Origin of the sequence: Homoserinibacter gongjuensis (genome assembly GCF_030161875.1) — a bacterium.
GTDB lineage: Bacteria > Actinomycetota > Actinomycetes > Actinomycetales > Microbacteriaceae > Homoserinibacter > Homoserinibacter gongjuensis.
The window spans coordinates 1,041,960-1,060,286 of the sequence record NZ_BSVA01000001.1; the positions used below are offsets into that span (position 1 = coordinate 1,041,960).

The following is an 18,327-nucleotide window of genomic DNA, read 5'->3' on the forward strand; positions in this document are numbered from 1 at the left end:
TGCCTCCTAGCGGCCCGAGCCCGCGTACGGGAGGAGCGCCATCTCGCGCGCGTTCTTGACGGCGCGGGCGATGAGGCGCTGCTCCTGCACGGAGACACCGGTGATACGACGGGCACGGATCTTGCCGCGCTCCGAGATGAACTTGCGCAGGGTGGCGACATCCTTGTAGTCGATGACGCCGACCTTGATCGACTTCGCGGGAGCGGCGTTCTTGCCACCCTTGGGCCCGCGCTTGCGGCGGTCGTTGCCGCCGCTGCTCTTTCCAGCCATTGCTGTATTCCTTCTTAGCTATGCGGTCTGATCAGCTGAGGATCAGAACGGGGTCTCGTCGGAGTAGTTACCGGGGGCGTTCCACACGTCGCCTCCGCCGGCCGACGGCGCAGAGGCCGCCCACGGCTCGTCGGCGACGGCACCCTGGGAGCGACCACCGCCGCTGCCACCGGATGCGCGGGTCACCTGCGCGGTCGCGTAGCGCAGGCTCGGGCCGATCTCGTCGACCTCGAGCTCGATCGCGGTGCGCTTGTTGCCGTCGCGGTCGTCGTAGGAGCGCTGCTTGAGGCGACCGGTCGCGATGACGCGGCTGCCCTTGGTGAGCGATCCGGCGACATGCTCGGCGAACTCACGCCAGCACGACGCGCGGAGGAACAGCGCCTCGCCGTCCTTCCACTCGTTGCTCGCGCGATCGAAATTGCGCGGCGTCGAGGCGATCGTGAAGTTCGCGACCGCGAGCCCGGTCTGCGTGTAGCGCAGCTCCGGGTCGGCGGTGAGGTTTCCCACGACCGTGATGATGGTCTCGCCGGCCATGGCCTACTCGGCGTCCTTGGCGGCTGCGGCTGCAGCGGTTGCCTTCGCGGGGCGAGCGGCCTTGCGAGCCGCCTTCGCCTCGTCGGCGGCGGCGAGCTTGCCGGCGCGGGCGACGGCCTCCTCGGCGCGCAGCACCTTGGTGCGCAGCACGGCCTCCGAGAGCTTCAGCTGGCGGTCGAGCTCGAGCGTGGCCTCGCTCGTCGCGGTGAAGTTGACGACGGCGTAGATGCCCTCGGACTTCTTCTGGATCTCGTACGCCAGGCGGCGACGACCCCAGATGTCGACGTTCTCGATGGTGCCCCCGTCGTTGCGGATGACACCGAGGAACTTGTCCAGGCTGGGTGCGACGGTGCGCTCATCGATCTCGGGATCGAGAATCACCATCAACTCATACTGATGCGTCATTGACCCACCTCCTTCGGACTAGAACGGCTGCAGAGTCTCTGCAGCAGGAGGGTTGATGCATGGTGCCGACGCGCGCAGGCGCGCGGGCAACCTGTTCATGTTACACGAGCGGCGCGCGGTTCAGGAGCGCCCAGCAGCCCAGGCCCGCAGGCGGCGCTCCGCCTCCTCGGCGCCGAGCGGACCCTCGTCGAGCCGCAGCTCGAGCAGGAACCGGTAGGCCTCCCCCACCTCGGGTCCGGGGCGGATGCCGAGAATGGCCATGATCTGCTCGCCGTCGAGGTCCGGGCGGATGGCGGCGAGCTCCTCCTCCGAGGCCAACGCCGCGATGCGCTCCTCGAGCTCGTCGTACGCGCGCTGCAGCCGGGCCGCCTTGCGCTGGTTGCGGGTCGTGACATCCGCGCGGGAGAGGATGTGGAGCCGCTCGAGCTGTTCCCCCGCGTCACGCACGTACCGGCGCACCGCGGCATCCGTCCAGGCCGCATCCGCGTAGCCGAAGAACCGCAGGTGCAAGCGGATGAGGGTCGCGACCGCCTTGATCGTGTCGCCGTCGAAGCGCAGTTCGCGCAGCCGCTTGGTGGCGAGCTTGGCGCCGAGCACGTCGTGGTGGTGGAAGCTGACGGCCCCGCCCGGCTCGATGCGACGGGTGGCGGGCTTGCCGATGTCGTGCAGCAGCACGGCGAGGCGCAGCACGAGGTCGGGCTCGTGCCCCCGCGAGCGCTCGAGGGCGATCGCCTGGGTGAGGGCCGTGAGCGAGTGCTCGTAGACGTCTTTGTGGTGGGCGTGCTCGTCGATCTCGAGCCGCAGCGCCGGCACCTCGGGCAGCACGAGTTCGGCGAGCCCGGTGTCGACGAGCACCCGGATGCCGGGAACGGGGTCGGATGCCAGCAGCAGCTTCGAGAGCTCCTCGCCGATGCGCTCCGCCGAGACGATCGCGATGCGGTCGGCCATCGCCTGGATCGCGGATGCCGCGGCGGGGTCGAGTGCGAACCCCAGCTGGGCCGTGAACCGGGCGCCGCGCAGCATCCGCAAGGGGTCGTCGCCGAACGACACCTCCGGCTCGATCGGCGTGCGCAGGCGCTTCGCGAGCAGGTCGTCGAGCCCGCCCGAGGGGTCGACGAGCACCTTCTCGGGCAGCCGCAGCGCCATCGCGTTGACGGTGAAGTCGCGCCGCATCAGGTCGCCCTCGAGCGAGTCGCCGAAGGCGACGACGGGCTTGCGGGTGACGCCGTCGTAGGCGTCAGCACGGTAGGTCGTGATCTCGACGGTCAGCTCGCCGAAGCGGGCGCCGATGGTGCCGAAGGCGCGCCCGATGTCCCAGTGCGCGTCGGCGATCGGCGCGACGATCGAGAGGATCTCGTCGGGGGTCGCGGAGCTCGTGAAGTCGAGGTCGTGGGACTCGCGGCCGAGGAACGCGTCGCGCACGGGCCCGCCCACGAGCGCGAGCTCGAAACCGGCGGCCTGGAACCGCTCCGCGAGCGTGCGGATACGCGGCGAGTCGGCGAGTGCACCGAGGCGTTCGACGGCTGCCGCGACGGGTTGCATAACGGTCGAGTCTACCGAGCGGCCCGGGCGGCCCGGCGATCTCGCGAACACGGTTTCGGTGCTGGGTAGGCGCTCAGAACGGCTCATCTAGACTTTCGACCATGTCGGCCGCGTGGATCGGAAGTGCCCCGCTGTGCCGTTGACGACCCGCCGCGCTCTGCACGCGATCGGCTCCGCGGTTCTCGCTGCGGGTCTCGCCCTCGCGACCGTCGTTCCGGCGAGCGCCGCATCCGGCGCTGATCCGGCACCCCCGGCGAACGACGGCACCCGGCCCGCCAGCGTCACCGTCACCCCCGGCGTCGGACCGGTTTCGGTGGCCGTCATCGCGCCGGTGACGCTGCCGCCCAGCACGACCGGTCTCGTCTCGGCCGAGGAGCTCGAGACCCTCACGGGTCCATTCGGTGCGCTCACCCGCCAGCTCGACGCGATCGCGGGAACCTCCGCCGCGATCGCGCTCGACCCGATGATCCTCACCTCCATCCGGGTGCTCGGTTCGACCGCCCCCGAGTCGGCTCGTCAGTGGCTCGCCCGGCTCGGTGTGCTGTCGAATGAGGTGTTCCTGCTCGCGTACGGGGATGCCGACCTCGTCGCCGCGGTGCGCTCGGGCACGCTCGCCGACCTGCAGCCCTCGGGGTTCGACTTCGCACTCGACCCGGCGAACTTCTCCCCGTCGAGACGCCCGCGCCCAGCCCGACGCCGACGCCGACGACGCCCGTCGACCCGGATGCGACGCCCCCGTTCCCGACGACCGAAGACCTGCTCGCGTGGAACTCGGCGCTCCCGAGCATCGCGTGGCCCAGCGCGGATGTCGGGGCCGCCGATCTCGCCGCGCTCGCCGCCGCGGGCTACCAGGACGTCATCCTCCCCTCCACAGCCACGGGTGACCCGGCGGCTCCCCTGCTCGCGCTCGACGGCATCCAGGGCATCGTGGTCGACGACGCGCTCTCCGCCGACCTGCAGGCGGCGGCAGGCGCCGCCTCCCCCAGCGTGCGCACGACGGCCATCGACGCACTCACGGCCCAGCTCGCGGCCGAGGCCGCCGCGCGGCCGGGCCGCGGACTCGTGCTCGCCCTCGACCGCACCTGGCCGTACGCCCAGCCGGGTCTGCCCGACACGCTCGCGGCGTTGAAATCCACGTCGGCTGCCGCGTTCGTGCCGCTCAGCAGCATCCTCGCCACGACGCCGGTCGCCGGACGTGTCACCGAGGGCGTGGCGAGCGAGGAGCGTGCGGCCGCCTTCACCGAGCTGGCCGCCGACGCCGCCGCCGAGACGGCGTTCTCGAGCGTGCTCGACGATCCGGCCCCGCTGCTCGACCCACGCCGCCTCGAGCGCATCGCCCTCTACGCGCTCGCCTGGCACGACGACGACGCCGGCTGGACGGAGGCTGTCGCGGCGTTCCGGGAACGCTCGAATGAGATCGTGACGTCGGTCAAGCTCGAGCAGGGCAGTGACATGGCACTGCTCGCCGCCCACGCGAACGTGAAGATCGCGGTGAGCAACTCGCTGCCCTACCCCGTCAACGTGCGCGTGACGGTGGATCCGCAGGGCCCGATCCTGCGCGTGCTCGAGTCGCAGCTCATCACCGTCGAGCCCGAGTCGACGGCGACCGCCGTGATCCCCGTGGAGGCGGTGGCCAACGGCCAGGTCACCGTGCTCACCTCGATCGAGAGCCCGACAGGCGTGCCGCTCGACTCGGGCCACGCGAGCGTCGCCGTGCACGCCGAATGGGAGGGCATCGGCACGCTCGTCGTGATCGTCGTGCTCGTGCTGATCTTCGTCGCGGGGCTGTTGCGCCTCATCGTCACCCGGCGCCGGGCCCGACGCCAGCGTGAGGCGGCAGACGAGTCGGAGACCGCGGATGACGTCGCCTCCGAGGGACGCGATGGCTGACGTCGCGGCGACTCGCGGCGGCATCGGTCGCGCGAGCGCCGTCATCGCCTCGGGCACCCTCGTGTCGCGGGCACTCGGGTTCGTCAACGCGATGGTGCTCATCTGGGCCATCGGCGTTCAGAACCCCGCCGCGAACGCCTTCTCGCTTGCGAACACCCTCCCCACCAACATCTACGCGCTCATCGCGGGCGGCCTCACGAGTGCCGTGATCGTGCCGCAGATCGTGCGCGCCGCGAAGCACGCCGACGGCGGCCAGGCCTTCGTGAGCCGACTGCTCACCCTCACGATCTCGGCCCTGCTCGTGATCGGTGCGATCACGACGCTCGCGGCGCCGGTGCTCATCGCGATCTCGACGACGGATGCCTCCAGCGGTGCCCTCGGCGCATCCGGTTTCGCTCTCGCCGTGGCGTTCGCGTACTGGTGTCTGCCGCAGGTGTTCTTCTACGCGCTTTACGCGGTGCTCGGCGAGGTGCTCAACGCACGCGGCGTGTTCGGTCCGTTCACCTGGGCGCCCGTCGCGAACAACCTCGTGATGATCGCCTCGGTCGTCGTGTTCGCGAATATCTGGGGCACCGATCCGGCGCACGCCGACCCGGCCGGCTGGACCCCGGAGCAGGTGGCGGTGCTCGCCGGCGGGGCGACCCTCGGGATCGTCGTGCAGGCGCTTGTGCTCGTCGTGTTCTGGCCCCGCACGGGGTGCGTTTCCGCCCCGACTTCCGCTGGCGCGGCGTGGGTCTGGGAACCGCGGGCCGCGCGGCGGGCTGGACGTTCGGCATGATCGTCATCACCCAGCTCACGATCCTCGCGCAGAACAACGTCGCGAGCCTCGCGGGGCGGGATGACCCCTCGATCGCCGTGCTGAACGTCTCGTGGTTGCTGTTCATGCTGCCCCACTCGATTCTCGCGCTCTCGGTCGCGACCCCGTTCTTCACGCGCATGAGCGCCGCGGCGTCGGCGGGCGACCTGGGCAGCTTCCGCGCCGACCTCTCGAGCAGCCTGCGCACCATCCTGCTGCTCGTCGTGGGGGGCGGCGCGGCCGTGGGGGCCGCCGCCATCCCGCTCGCGGCCTTCTTCAGCCTCGACCCCAACACCGTCGTCGGCATCTCCTCGGTGCTGCTGGCCTACCTGATCGGACTCGTGCCCTTCTCGGCGATGTTCGTGCTGCAGCGCGCCTTCTTCGCGCTCGCCGACACGCGCACGCCGTTCTTCATCCAGCTCGTGCAGGGCTCCGTCGCGGTCGGCGCGCTGGGCGTCGTGGCCTTCGTGATCGCACCGGCCCGCCCGGATCTCGTGGGCGTCGCGGTCGCCGCCTGCACGTCGGTCGCGAGCGTCGTGCAGGCGATCGTGCTGGGGGTCGTGCTGCGTCGCCGACTGCGGGGCATCGACGGCCGTCGGGTGCTCGTGCGGCTCGCGCTCTTCCTCGCGGCGGCGATCGTCGCGATCCTCGTGGGGGTCGGGATGCTGGCGCTGCTCGGCGGGTTCAGCTCGGGGTTCGCGGTCGCAGATCGCTTCTCGGCCTTCGTCTCGATCGTGCTCGTGGGCGGCACGGTGCTCGTGGTCTACGCACTCGCCCTCATCGCCGCGCGGGTTCCCGAGGCCCGCGCGGGGCTCTCGCCGCTGCGCCGCATCCTCGGTCGTCGCCCCCGCTGAGTCGCGCGGCGGGGTTTCCGCGCCGTCCCCGCGGAATGCCGCAGACCTAGGATGTGTTGTACCTCGCGACCCCCTCGACAGGAGAGACCCCGGTGCGTCAACTCATCATCATCGGCTCCGGCCCCGCCGGTTACGCCGCCGCGATCTACGCGGCTCGCGCCAACCTCGAACCGCTCGTCATCGCGAGCTCGGTCGACTTCGGCGGCGAGCTCATGAAGACCACCGAGGTGGAGAACTACCCCGGATTCCCCGAGGGCATCATGGGCCCCGAGCTCATGGACCGCATGCAGAAGCAGGCCGAGCGCTTCGGTGCCGAGATCGTCTACGACGACGTGCTGTCGCTCGAGCTCGACGGCCCGGTCAAGCGCGTCACCCTCGGCTCAGGCGAGGTGCACGAGGCGCGCGCCGTGATCTACGCCACCGGCTCCGCCTACCGCAAGCTCGGCCTGGCCGACGAGGAACGCCTCTCCGGCTACGGCGTCTCGTGGTGTGCCACGTGCGATGGCGCGTTCTTCCGCCAGCGCAAGGTCGCGGTCGTCGGCGGCGGTGACTCGGCACTCGAGGAGGCCACCTTCCTCACGCGCTTCGCCGACATCGTCTACGTGATCCACCGTCGGGACAGCTTCCGCGCATCCGCTGCGATGCAAGACCGCGCGTTCGCCGACCCGAAGATCCAGGTGATCTGGAACAACGAGGTCAAGAGCATCTACGGCGACGAGAAGGTCACGGGCATCGGCATCGTCAACACGGTCGACGGCACCGAGACCACGCTCGACGTGCAGGGCGTCTTCGTGGCGATCGGCGCCGACCCGCGCACGCACCTCGTGCACGGCCAGCTCGATCTCGCTCCCGAGGGCACGATCGCGGTGGAGGGGCGCAGCTCGCGCACCAACCTGCCCGGTGTGTTCGCGGCGGGCGACGTGATCGACCCGACCTACAAGCAGGCCGCAACGGCCGCCGGATCCGGTGTCGTGGCTGCGCTCGACGCCGAGCATTACCTCGCCGAGTTGGAGGACGCCGAGAAGGCAGCCGCCGTCGCCGCCGTCTGATCTATTCCGCTCATCGAGTCGCCGCCCAGCGGCACATCGAGATCCCCATCGAAAGGAAGCACATGTCCACCAAGGCCGTCACCGACGCCACGTTCGCGGACGAGGTCCTCAGCTCCGAGAAGCCGATCATGGTCGACTTCTGGGCAACCTGGTGCGGCCCGTGTCGTGCCGTGTCCCCGATCCTCGACAAGATCGCCGAGGAGCACGCCGACAAGATCTCGATCGTGAAGCTCGACGTCGACGACAACCCCGAGACCGCGATGAAGTACGGCATCACCTCCATTCCGGCGATGTACGTGTTCCAGAACGGTGAGATCGTCAAGCGCGTCATCGGCGCCAAGCCGAAGCCGGCGCTCGAGGCCGACCTCGCCGAGTTCCTGGCCTAAGCCACCCGCACACCCGCGGCCCCTGCTCCCCCTCGGAGCGGGGGCCGCGCTGTTTGTGCGGCTACCCTGGATGGCACTGATCGAACGGACCGCACATGACACATCCGCAGGGCACCAACCTCGATCCGTGGTACGGCCACTACGCCGCGCGCACGGCCGGACTCGCCGCGTCCGAGGTTCGAGCTCTGTTCGCCGTCGCGAGCCGGCCCGAGGTGGTCTCGCTCGCGGGCGGCATGCCCTACGTGTCGGCGCTCCCCCAGCACCTCATCGAGACGGCCGTCGAGCGTACCGTCAGCGAGAAGGGCGCCGTGGCGCTCCAGTACGGCTCGGGCCAGGGGTTCCGCGGCTGCGCGAGCAGATCCTCGAGGTCATGGCCTTGGAGGGCATCCACGGCTCGGTCGACGACGTGGTGGTCACGACCGGCTCGCAGCACGCCCTCGAGCTGCTCGCGAAGCTGTTCCTCGACCCGGGCGATGTCGTCATCGCCGAGGGGCCCAGCTACGTCACCGCGATCACGGTGTTCCGCTCGTTCCAGGCCGAGACCGTGCATTCGCCGATGGATGCGGACGGCCTGAACCCGCAGGCGCTGCGCGAGACCATCGCGCGCGTGAAGGCCGAGGGCAAGCGCATCAAGTTCCTCTACATGATCCCGAGCTTCCAGAACCCGATGGGCGTGACGCTCAGCTGGGAGCGGCGCGTGGAGATCCTCGAGATCGCGCGCGCGGAAGGCATCCTCGTGCTCGAGGACAACCCCTACGGCCTGCTCTACTTCGACCAGGCGCCGCCGCCGGCCATGCGCTCGATCGACGACGAGGGGGTCGTGTATCTCGGCACCTTCTCGAAGACACTCGCGCCCGGTCTCCGGGTGGGCTGGGCGATCGCACCCCACGCCATCCGCGAGAAACTGGTGCTGGCCAACGAGGCCGCGATCCTGTCGCCTTCGTCGTTCTCGCAGATCGTGATCTCGGAGTACATGGACACCGCCGACTGGCGCGGCCAGATCGACACCTTCCGAGGCGTCTACCGGGAGCGGCGGGATGCGATGCTCGCGGCGCTCGGCGAGTATCTGCCGTCGATGAGCTGGACGGTACCGACCGGCGGCTTCTACGTGTGGCTCACGATGCCGGAGCACCTCGACTCGAAAGCCATGCTGCCGCGCGCCGTCAAGGAACTGGTCGCCTACACGCCCGGCACGGCGTTCTACGCCGACGGGAACGGGCGGCGCAACATGCGCCTGTCGTTCTGCTACCCGCAACCCGACTTCATCCGGGAGGGCATCCGCCGGCTCGCGACGGTCATCAACGGCGAGCTCGCGCTGCTGGGCGAGTTCCACCAGACCGCGCCGCTCCCCGTCGTGCCCGTCGAGCGCGACGTGCTTCCCCGTACGCCGGCTGACCGGAGGTCACCATGTCCGACGCCCCGCTCCGTATCGTCGTGCTCGCCGGCGGCATCTCACATGAACGGGATGTCTCGCTGCGCTCGGGCCGCCGCGTCGCTGACGCCCTCGCCGGGCACGGCGTCGAGGTCGAGCTGCGCGACCCGGATGCGACGCTTCTCGCTGCCCTTCGCGAGAACCCGCCGGATGTCGTGTGGCCCGCGCTACACGGCGCCAGTGGCGAAGACGGTGCCCTGCGCGGCCTGCTGGAGTTCATCGGCATCCCGTTCGTGGGTTCCCGCTCGAGTGCTGCCCGCCTCGCGTGGGACAAGCCGGCGGCGAAGGTGATCGTCGAGCGTGCCGGCGTGCCGACCCCGCGTTCGATCACCCTGCCTCGCGACGCGTTCCGCGAGCTGGGGGCGGATGCCGTGTTCGAGGCCATCGCCGACGAGCTGCCGGTTCCGCTCGTGGTGAAGCCCGCCCGTGGGGGCTCGGCGCAGGGCGTCACGATCGTCGAGGACCGCGCCGACCTCCCGCGCGCGATGGTCGACGCCTACACCTACGGCGACGTCGCCCTCGTGGAACAGTGCATCCGCGGCACCGAGATCGCGATCGGGGTGATCGACACGGGCGACGGTCCCGTGGCGCTTCCGGCGGTCGAGATCGAACCGCTCTCGGGCGTCTACAGCTTCGAGGCGCGCTACAACGCGGGCGAGACGCGCTTCTATGTGCCCGCGCGCTTGCCGGATGAGGTGGCCGCGCGCGCCGCCGAGACCGCCTTGGCCGCCCATCGCGCCCTCGGGATGCGGCACCTCTCGCGCGTCGATCTCATCGTCGACGGGTCGGGTACGCCGTTCTTCCTCGAGGCGAATGTGCTGCCCGGTCTCACCGAGACCTCCCTGCTGCCGCAGGCCCTCGAGGCGGCTGGGCACGACCTCGGGTGGGTGTACGAGGCGCTCGCCGAGGACGCTCGCCGCGAGCCGTAATCGCGGTCTGACCAGGGGTTTTAGTTTCTAAGTCGCCACTAAGCGGCGCACCCCGTGGGTTGAGTAGCCGCGCATCGGCCCACCCCGTGGGTTGAGTAGCCGCGCAGCGGCGTATCCCGTGGGTTGAGTAGCCGCGCAGCGGCGTATCGAAACCCCCGCCCGCTCCGCCCCACGCTCACCTTCCGGCGAAGGGATCCTGCCCGAGCTCCGTCAGGATGCGGTTGAGGTCTCCCACGGTCGCAAAATCGATCACGATCGTGCCCTTGCTCGCGCCGAGGGTGATCTTCACGCGCGTGTCGAGCCGGTCGCCGAGCCGTTCCGCGATCTCGGCGAGGTGATCCTGGCGCTTGCCCGCGGCGGGCTTGGCGGGCTTCTTGATCTTGCCCTCTGAGAGCGCCGCGGCCGCCTCGCTGCGCGCACCGAGAGGTCTTCGTTGACGATCTTGTCGGCGAGTTTCTCCATCGCCGCCTCGTCGCCGACCGAGAGGATGGCGCGTGCGTGCCCCGCGCTCAGCACACCCGCCGCCACCCGCCGCTGGATCGGCGTCGGCAGCTTCAGCAGTCGCAGCGTGTTGGTGATCTGCGGACGCGAGCGCCCGATCCGCTCCGCCAATTGCTCCTGGGTGATGCCGAAGTCCTCGAGCAGCTGTTTGTAGGCGGATGCCTCTTCGAGCGGGTTCAGCTCGGCTCGGTGCAGGTTCTCGAGCAGCGCGTCGCGCAGCATCGCGTCGTCGTCGGTGTTCCGTACGATCGCCGGGATGGCGGCGAGCCCCGCCGCCTTGGAGGCGCGCAGGCGGCGCTCGCCCATGATGAGCTCGTACTGCGCCTCCCCCGCGACGGCACCGGGGCGAGGGCGGACGACGATCGGCTGGAGCACGCCGAACTCGCGCACCGAGACGATCAGCTCCTCGAGCTCCTCCTGGCGGAACTCGTGGCGCGGCTGCTGCGGGTTCGGAACGATGTCGTCGGGCGCGAGGCTCGCCAGCCGCGCTCCGGGGACGGCGACGAGCTCGGTCGGCTCCTCCGCATCCGACGACGGGAAGAAGACGTCGACGGGGCGCGCGGCGTGATCGTCGGAGGTGGGGATGAGGGCGCCGATACCGCGGCCCAGTCCGGTGCGCTTGGGTGCCGCCATCAGTTCTCCTCCTGCTTTCGCACGCCACGTCGGGCGATCTCTGCCGCGGCCTCGCGATACGACAACGATCCTGGTGAATTGAGGTCGTAGCTGATCACGCTCTGCCCGTAGCTCGGGGCCTCTGAGATGCGCACCGACCGGGGTATCAGCGTGTCGAGCACCTCGTCGGGGAAGTGCTCGCGCACCTCTTCGACGACCTGGTGCGCGAGGTTGGTGCGGGAATCGTACATCGTGAGCAGGATCGTCGAGACTGCCAGCTCGGGGTTGAGGTGACGCTCGATGAGCTTGATGTTGTTGAGGAGCTGAGAGAGACCCTCCAGGGCGTAGTACTCGCACTGGATCGGGATGAGTACTTCCTTGGCGGCGACGAACGCGTTGATCGTCAGAAGTCCGAGCGAGGGCGGGCAGTCGATGAAGACGTAGTGCGGCGGATTCTCGCTCTCGGCGATGTACGTCTCGAGCGCTGAGCGCAGGCGCTGTTCACGGGCCACCATCGACACCAGCTCTATCTCTGCGCCGGCGAGGTGGATGGTCGCGGGAATGCAGTCGAGTCCTTCGAACTCCGGGCTGCGCTGCACGACGTCGCGCATGGGAACGTCGTTGATGATCACGTCGTAGACGCTCACGGTGTCAGAGCGGTGTTCGACGCCGAGTGCGGTTGACGCGTTGCCCTGCGGATCGAGATCGATGACGAGCACCCGTGCGCCCGACTGCGCGAGCGCCGCGGCGAGGTTCACGGCCGTCGTGGTCTTCCCGACGCCACCCTTCTGGTTGGCGACGGTGAAAACTCGAGCCTGGTCGGGAAGCGGGAAGGTCTCGGCCGCAAGAGCGAGGCGTCGACGGGTGATGTCGGCGACCTCACGCGCGAGCGGAGTCGACGCATCGAAGGGGCTGGGGGTGGTCACGAATCCCTCTCGGTGTTTCACGTGAAACATCGCGGCCGTCGGACCGCGACTCTCCACTGTAATCCAGCCCACCTCCGAAGCAGATTGTCGAGCGGCGTAACCGCACGTGGGCCGACCCCGTGGCGCCGGTCGAGTAGCGCCGCACCCGCCGTCCGACCACTCACCCGCCCACTCCGTGGGTTGAGTAGCGGCGCAGCCGCGTATCGAAACCCCCAAAGCCCCCGCGCCCGAGTACCGGTGCACCGGCCCGCCGCAGGTCGAGCAGCAGCGCACGCGCCCACCCCGCGAGACGAGCAGCGGCACACCCACACACCTCGCGGGCTGAGTAGCGACACACCCCGCACGCCTCGCGGGCTGAGTAGCGACACACCCCGCACGCCCCGCGGGTTGAGTAGCGGCGCAGCCGCGTATCGAAACCCTAAGTTCCCGCGCCTGAGTACCGGTGCACCGGCCCACCGCCGCAGGTCGAGCGACACACCCGCACACCCCGCGCGTTGAGTAGCGGCGCAGCCGCGTATCGAAACCCGCTATTCTGCACTCCCCGCTTCTTCCTGCTCAACTCCGGCAGGCGATGCTGCTGGCCGCGGATGAGCGCCTCCCGCTTCGCGCGGGACCAGCCCTGCACCTGCTTCTCCGCGGCGAATGCTTCAGCCACCGAGCCGAACTCCTGGACGTAGACGAGCTCGACCGGCATGCGCCGACTCGTGTAGGCGCCCCCTCCCCGACGCATGCTGCTGCATGCGGGCGTCGAGGTCGCGGGCGGAGCCGACGTAGTAGCTGCCATCAGAGCAGCGGAGCATGTACATGGCGATCATGAGGCGATGATGGCGGGCACGGGGCGGACGTCGTGGCGGGGTGCGACGGAATCGTGGAGAGCTCGTCTCTCTCGCGCTTGTGGAGGAGGCGGGGTGGATCGGGAGCCGGTCCGAAATCCTGAGTCGAAGCCGACGACGAACGAGAGCTGGCGGCGGGGGTTTCGATACGCGCCTGCGGCGCTACTCAACCCGCGGGACGGAGCGACCTGCGGCGCTACTCAACCCGCGGGATCGAGCGGTGTACGGCGCTGCTCAACCGGCGGGGAGGAGCGGCGTACGGCGGGCGGTGCGGCGGTCCGAGCAGCGCGTGGGTCTGCCGCATCGTGAGGAAGATGCGCGCCGCGGGGGGAATGTTTCACGTGAAACGTCAGGGGCGGGTGGCGCGGAAGACTCGGGTGGGGTCGGGGACGATGCCCTCGCCGAGAATCTCCACGGTGACGTTCTGCAGCCCGAACTTGCGGATCACCTTCTGCGCCGCCGTGATCTCCTCGTCGACGCGGGCGCCCTTCATGACGATGAACTCGCCGCCGGGGCGCAGCAGGGGGCCGTCAGCGGCAGCAGCTTGGAGAGGGCCGACACCGCACGTGCGGTCACCTGATCGAGCGGTTCCCCGAGCTGAGCCTCCTCGGCTCGAGCACGCACCACCTCGACGTTGTCGAGCCCGAGTGCGTCGGCCTCCTCGGTCAGCCAATCGACGCGGCGCTCCATCGGCTCGATGAGCACCAGTTCCACATCCGGTCGGGCGATCGCGAGCACGAGCCCCGGCAAGCCGGCGCCGCTGCCCACATCCCCCACACGACCCGAACGAAGCAGCGGAGCGACGAGCGCCGAGTTCACGACGTGCCGTGACCACAGGCGAGGTAGCTCGAGCGGCCCGATCAGACCACGGGTCTCCCCTCGCGCGCCAGATCCGCGGTGAACCGTCGCGCGAGTTCGATGTGGTCGCCGAACAGCGGCGCGGCGACCGCGGGCTCCGCCTCCAGCTCGCTCATCGCATCCGCCGATGTTTCACGTGAAACATCGCTACTTCGCGGTGATCACCGTGTGACGGTCGCGACCTTCGCCCTCGGACTCCGAGTGGTATCCGCGCTCGCTCACGATGTCGTGCACCAACTTGCGCTCGTAGCTCGTCATGGGCGGCAACGACGCGGATGCAGCGCCCGCCTCGATACGCGAGATCGCGTGGTCGACGATCGCCGCGAGCTCTTCAGCTCGAGCGTCACGTGAACCGCCAATGTCGAGGATGAGCCGCGAGAAGCGGCTCGTCTTGGCCTGCACGGCGAGTCGGGTGAGCTCCTGCAGCGCCGTCACAGTGTCGGGCTTCGCCAGCAGGTCGAGATTGGATCCGGCCGTGGCCGTCACCGAGAGGTAGGCACGTCCGGCCCGCGCGTCGATGTCGATGTCGCCATCGATGTCGGCGATATCGAGCAACTCCTCGATGTAGTCAGCAGCGATATCGCCCTCGTCCACCAAGTCTTGCTCGGAGGGAGCGGTGGGTGCGTCGGCCTCGATCTGCGTCACGTTCTCGTCGTTCACTTTTTGGGTCCCTGCTTCTTGGCGCGGTTCTTGCCCACGGGCTGCTGGCGCTGGGTGGTCACGGGCTTCGCCGGTGCCTGGTCTTCGACAGCCTCAGCGATCGCGGCCGCGTCATCCGCCATCCGTCCGCGATTGCGCTTAGCGAGTCGTGCCTCACGGGCCAGCGCCGCCTCGGATCCCGGGGTCGGCATGTTCCGGATGACGAGCGCCTGCTGCACCATCGTCCAGACGTTCGAGGTGAGCCAGTAGAACATGACGCCGATGGGGAAGGCCAGGCCGGAGAAGAGGAAGACGACCGGGAGGATGTACAGCAGAATGCGCTGCTGCCGGTACATCGGGCTGTTCTTCATCTCGGGCGTCTGGTTCTTCGACATGATCTGCAGCTGCGTGTAGAACTGCGACGCCGTCATGATCACGATCATCGCGATCGCGATGATCGCGACCGCTGCGTTGCCCTCGTTGAAGGCATCCACAAGGCTGAACTTCAGCGGAGCCACATCGAACAGCGACGCCTTGCCGAAGTTGTCGGCGAGCTCCTGCGTGAGCAGACCGACGCCGGCCTTGTCGTTGCGGGCCTCGTTCAGCACCGAGAACAGGCTGAAGAAGATCGGCATCTGGATCAGCAACGGCAGGCACGACGACAGTGGGTTGGTGCCGGCCTTCTGATACAGCGCCATGGTCTCGCGCTGCATGGCCTCGCGCGAGAACTGGTCCTTCTTGCCACGGTACTTGTCCTGGATCTTCTTGAGCTGCGGCGCGACCTCGAGCATCTTGCGCTGGCTCTTGATCTGGCGCACGAAGATCGGGATCAGCGCGGCGCGGACGAGCAGCACGAGGCCCACGATCGACAACACCCAGGTGAGGCCACCGGCCGGGTCCATGCCGAGCTCCGAGAGCAGCCAGTGGAAGCCCACCAGGATCGCCTCGATGACCCACTTGATGGGCCAGAGGATTGTTCCGAAGAAGTCCATGCGGCTTGATCAGCCCTTTCCGTGTCCCGCGGCCACGAAGCCGAAACGGGTGAGGTGGTAATGGTCGTGGTGACGGCGCGATTCCGGCACGTCGTCGATGCCACCCTTTGCCCAGGGGTGGCAGCGCAGGATGCGCCACGCTCCGAGCACGACGCCCTTGATGACGCCATGCTGTTGGATCGCGCCCATGGTGTACGCGGAGCAACTCGGGTAGTAGCGGCACACGTCGCCGTACAGGGTGAGATCACCGCTCGATATCCGCGCAGGATGGCAACGCACACGTTCCTCGGCAACAGCCAGAGGAAGGCTCCGATGTTCCTCATCGGATCAGTGCGGGTCGAGGATCGCGTGCATCTCGGCGGAGAGACTAGCCCAGTCGCGCTGAGCGGAGCCGGGGAGTGCACGCACCACCACATCCGAGCCGCGTCCGCCGGCGTCGACGATCGAACGACAGACCGCCCGCATCCGGCGCCGCACGAGATTCCTCTCGACGGCATTGCCCACCGTCTTGGCGACGATGAACCCGAAACGGGCGGGGTCGGCGGGGTCGCGCTCCACGCGGTAGATGAGCGTGCTGGGCGTCGAGGTGCGCCGTCCGCGGCGCACGATCGCACGGAAGTCCGAGGGCTTGACCACTCGGTTCGCCCTGGCCAGCACGTCTCTCGACTACGCGGAGAGCTCGGTGCGCCCCTTGCGACGACGAGCCGCGAGGATGGCGCGGCCGGCGCGCGTGCGCATCCGGAGGCGGAAGCCGTGCTTCTTGGCGCGGCGCCGGTTGTTCGGCTGGAAGGTTCGCTTGCTCATGGTGATATCTCCTGGCCCCGGTGTGTGCGGTGACCGGGAAAGAACGGGGTCGGCGATCGGATGCCGACAACCTGTTAAAAATAGGGCCTCGACCGGCAACGGTCAAACCGTGGTTCACAATAGCCGTCCTCTCTCCACATCCGCCGAGAGAGAGTTGTCCACAGGCGGCTATCCACAACTAAGGTGGTCGCATCTTCCCGCGGGGCTTGACGCCCGTCAGAACCCGTGCGTCTTCGTGCCTGCGCATGTGGACAACACTGTGAATAACGACCGAGGAACACACGACCGATGACCGACTCTGGGGACCCGACCAAGGAACTCTGGACCGCCGTTCAGGCGCGACTGTCGACCGACGATCGGATCACTCCGCAGCTCCACGGCTTCATCAACCTCGTCGAACCCAAGGGGTGCTCGGCGAGACGATCTACCTCGAGGTGCCCAACGAGCTCACCCGCGGCATGCTCGAGCAGCGCATCCGGGTGCCGCTCATGGACGCCCTCGCCGACCTCGATGGCGACGTCACCGGGTTCGCGATCGTGGTCAACCCCGACATCCAGCCCATGCTGCAGCCCGTCGTCGACGACCCCATCGAGACCTCGTCGCCCGTCGAGCAGGTGAGCCCGGTGATCGAGCTCGGCCGCCGCAGCGATTCGCGCCTCAACCCGAAGTACAACTTCGACAACTTCGTGATCGGCGGATCCAACCGCTTCGCCCACGCGGCCGCGGTCGCCGTGGCCGAGGCGCCGGCCAAGGCCTACAACCCGCTCTTCATCTACGGTGACTCCGGCCTCGGGAAGACGCACCTGCTGCACGCGATCGGCCACTATGCCGAGAGCCTGTACCCCGGCATCCGCGTTCGCTACGTGAGCTCCGAGGAGTTCACCAACGACTTCATCAACTCGATCGCCAACAATCGCGCCTCGGTCTTCCAGTCGCGTTACCGCGAGATCGACATCCTGCTGATCGACGACATCCAGTTCCTGCAGGGCAAGGACTCCACCCAGGAGGCCTTCTTCCACACCTTCAACACACTGCACGACCACAACAAGCAGGTCGTGATCACGAGTGATCTCGCCCCGAAGCACCTCACCGGGTTCGAGGATCGGATGCGGTCGCGCTTCGAGTGGGGACTGATCACGGATGTGCAGGCTCCCGACCTCGAGACCCGCATCGCGATCCTGCGCAAGAAGGCGCAATCGGAACGGCTGCAGGTGCCGGAGGACATCCTCGAGTACATGGCGACGAAGGTGTCGTCGAACATCCGCGAGCTCGAGGGCACCCTCATCCGCGTCACTGCCTTCGCGAACCTCAACAAGACGCCCGTCGATCTGGCCCTCGTGCAGACCGTGCTGAAAGACCTCATCACCCTCGATGAGGACAACGTCATCTCGCCGGTCGACATCATCAATCACACGGCCGACTACTTCAAGCTCTCGGTCGACGACCTCTACGGGTCGTCGCGGTCGCAGGCCGTCGCGACCGCGCGCCAGATCGCGATGTACCTGTGCCGCGAGATGACGAGCCTCTCGTTGCCGAAGATCGGGCAGCTGTTCGGCAACCGCGATCACACGACCGTCATGTATGCGAACAAGAAGATCAGCGAGCTCATGAAGGAGCGCCGCTCGATCTACAACCAGGTCACCGAACTCACCGCCCGCATCAAGCAGGATCAGCGCTACCGTCCGTAGCGATCTCGTGCCTCGCGGCCGCGCCCCGCGCACCTGAGAGAAGGCTGTGTGACAGTTGCACAGTCTGTGGAGGGTGCTGTGGATAACTTCCGGATGACATGTGGACCGCGCCGAGGCCGCATGTGGATAGAGTTTTCGTCGCGGATGGGTTTCCCGACCTCGCGGAGGATTCCATCCGCAACCCACTCACATCTTCCACGGGTGTAGTTCTCCGACGTCAGCGGGTCAGCGCATACTTATCCACAGATCACACAGGCGTTAAGACGATTATCTCTATAGATCTCTTGCACCTCGTCCGATAACCGAGACTGTGGGAGTCCGTGCCAAGATCGTTGGACACGACCGTGCGGGGCACGGCTGTGCAGGCCCTCCCGAGTCAGACAGGAG

General features: G+C 68.4%; 17 protein-coding genes and 5 pseudogenes. 7 read left to right on the top strand and 15 right to left on the bottom strand.

The window, feature by feature from the left end; genetic code table 11:
- Positions 1-6 precede the first annotated feature (6 nt).
- From rpsR to QQK29_RS05675, 5 genes are all read right to left on the bottom strand, one after another.
- Positions 7-270 carry a 30S ribosomal protein S18 gene (rpsR, locus tag QQK29_RS05655; RefSeq protein WP_284298530.1) on the bottom strand — a complete coding sequence of 88 codons (264 nt, stop codon included), beginning with the start codon at positions 268-270 and terminating at the stop codon, positions 7-9.
- A 42-nt stretch (positions 271-312) separates the two neighbouring features.
- Entirely contained in the window at positions 313-804 is a 492-nt protein-coding gene (locus tag QQK29_RS05660; protein ID WP_284298531.1) for a single-stranded DNA-binding protein, read from the bottom strand.
- Positions 805-807: 3 nt separating this feature from the next.
- Entirely contained in the window at positions 808-1,209 is a 402-nt protein-coding gene (rpsF, locus tag QQK29_RS05665) for a 30S ribosomal protein S6 (protein WP_284298532.1), read from the bottom strand.
- 120 nt (positions 1,210-1,329) lie between these two features.
- A complete protein-coding gene (locus QQK29_RS05670; RefSeq protein ID WP_284298534.1) occupies positions 1,330-2,751 on the bottom strand; it encodes a CCA tRNA nucleotidyltransferase in 1,422 nt (473 codons plus the stop codon).
- A gap of 87 nt (positions 2,752-2,838) precedes the next feature.
- The gene (locus tag QQK29_RS05675; protein WP_284298536.1) at positions 2,839-3,141 is read right to left on the bottom strand and encodes a hypothetical protein; all 303 of its coding nucleotides are present in this window, start codon (positions 3,139-3,141) and stop codon (positions 2,839-2,841) included.
- Between the two features lie 366 nt (positions 3,142-3,507).
- On the opposite strand from QQK29_RS05675, the gene QQK29_RS05680 reads away from it, so the two are divergent.
- The 6 genes and pseudogenes from QQK29_RS05680 to QQK29_RS05705 all read left to right on the top strand — a co-directional run bounded on the left by QQK29_RS05680 (position 3,508) and on the right by QQK29_RS05705 (position 10,087).
- Entirely contained in the window at positions 3,508-4,641 is a 1,134-nt protein-coding gene (locus QQK29_RS05680) for a DUF6049 family protein (RefSeq protein ID WP_348533911.1), read from the top strand.
- A gap of 91 nt (positions 4,642-4,732) precedes the next feature.
- Positions 4,733-6,291: pseudogene (gene murJ, locus QQK29_RS05685) on the top strand (murein biosynthesis integral membrane protein MurJ).
- Between the two features lie 92 nt (positions 6,292-6,383).
- A complete protein-coding gene (gene trxB / locus QQK29_RS05690) occupies positions 6,384-7,340 on the top strand; it encodes a thioredoxin-disulfide reductase (protein WP_284298538.1) in 957 nt (318 codons plus the stop codon).
- Positions 7,341-7,402: 62 nt separating this feature from the next.
- Entirely contained in the window at positions 7,403-7,726 is a 324-nt protein-coding gene (trxA, locus tag QQK29_RS05695) for a thioredoxin (RefSeq protein WP_284298540.1), read from the top strand.
- A 95-nt stretch (positions 7,727-7,821) separates the two neighbouring features.
- A pseudogene (locus tag QQK29_RS05700) lies at positions 7,822-9,057 on the top strand (aminotransferase-like domain-containing protein); the annotation flags it as partial.
- A 76-nt stretch (positions 9,058-9,133) separates the two neighbouring features.
- Positions 9,134-10,087 (top strand): D-alanine--D-alanine ligase family protein, encoded by a 954-nt coding sequence (locus tag QQK29_RS05705; RefSeq protein WP_284298542.1) that lies wholly within the window; start codon positions 9,134-9,136, stop codon positions 10,085-10,087.
- Between the two features lie 175 nt (positions 10,088-10,262).
- On the opposite strand, the pseudogene QQK29_RS05710 reads toward QQK29_RS05705, so the two are convergent.
- The 10 genes and pseudogenes from QQK29_RS05710 to rpmH all read right to left on the bottom strand — a co-directional run bounded on the left by QQK29_RS05710 (position 10,263) and on the right by rpmH (position 16,252).
- Positions 10,263-11,221 (bottom strand): annotated as a pseudogene (locus tag QQK29_RS05710) (ParB/RepB/Spo0J family partition protein).
- Positions 11,221-12,156: a ParA family protein gene (locus QQK29_RS05715; protein WP_284298544.1), complete on the bottom strand. Its 936-nt coding sequence runs from the start codon at positions 12,154-12,156 to the stop codon at positions 11,221-11,223. The pseudogene QQK29_RS05710 and the gene QQK29_RS05715 overlap by 1 nt, the downstream one beginning before the upstream one ends.
- A gap of 388 nt (positions 12,157-12,544) precedes the next feature.
- Entirely contained in the window at positions 12,545-12,820 is a 276-nt protein-coding gene (locus tag QQK29_RS05720) for a GIY-YIG nuclease family protein (protein ID WP_284302043.1), read from the bottom strand.
- Positions 12,774-12,941 (bottom strand): GIY-YIG nuclease family protein, encoded by a 168-nt coding sequence (locus QQK29_RS05725; RefSeq protein ID WP_348533818.1) that lies wholly within the window; start codon positions 12,939-12,941, stop codon positions 12,774-12,776. Before QQK29_RS05725 ends, QQK29_RS05720 begins: the two co-directional genes overlap by 47 nt.
- Positions 12,942-13,308: 367 nt before the next feature.
- A pseudogene (gene rsmG / locus QQK29_RS05730) lies at positions 13,309-13,933 on the bottom strand (16S rRNA (guanine(527)-N(7))-methyltransferase RsmG).
- A 31-nt stretch (positions 13,934-13,964) separates the two neighbouring features.
- Positions 13,965-14,462: a Jag family protein gene (locus QQK29_RS05735; RefSeq protein ID WP_284301911.1), complete on the bottom strand. Its 498-nt coding sequence runs from the start codon at positions 14,460-14,462 to the stop codon at positions 13,965-13,967.
- Positions 14,463-14,473: 11 nt separating this feature from the next.
- Complete coding sequence (gene yidC, locus QQK29_RS05740) at positions 14,474-15,448, bottom strand: membrane protein insertase YidC (RefSeq protein ID WP_284298546.1); 975 nt, start codon at positions 15,446-15,448, stop codon at positions 14,474-14,476.
- A 9-nt stretch (positions 15,449-15,457) separates the two neighbouring features.
- Positions 15,458-15,673, bottom strand: coding sequence for a membrane protein insertion efficiency factor YidD (gene yidD / locus QQK29_RS05745; protein ID WP_348533819.1), 216 nt, complete (start codon positions 15,671-15,673; stop codon positions 15,458-15,460).
- Between the two features lie 102 nt (positions 15,674-15,775).
- Complete coding sequence (gene rnpA, locus QQK29_RS05750; protein ID WP_431308659.1) at positions 15,776-16,084, bottom strand: ribonuclease P protein component; 309 nt, start codon at positions 16,082-16,084, stop codon at positions 15,776-15,778.
- Between the two features lie 30 nt (positions 16,085-16,114).
- Complete coding sequence (gene rpmH, locus QQK29_RS05755; protein ID WP_021010601.1) at positions 16,115-16,252, bottom strand: 50S ribosomal protein L34; 138 nt, start codon at positions 16,250-16,252, stop codon at positions 16,115-16,117.
- Positions 16,253-16,540: 288 nt separating this feature from the next.
- Between rpmH and dnaA the strand changes: the two are divergent.
- Positions 16,541-17,940: pseudogene (dnaA, locus tag QQK29_RS05760) on the top strand (chromosomal replication initiator protein DnaA).
- Positions 17,941-18,327 lie beyond the last annotated feature (387 nt).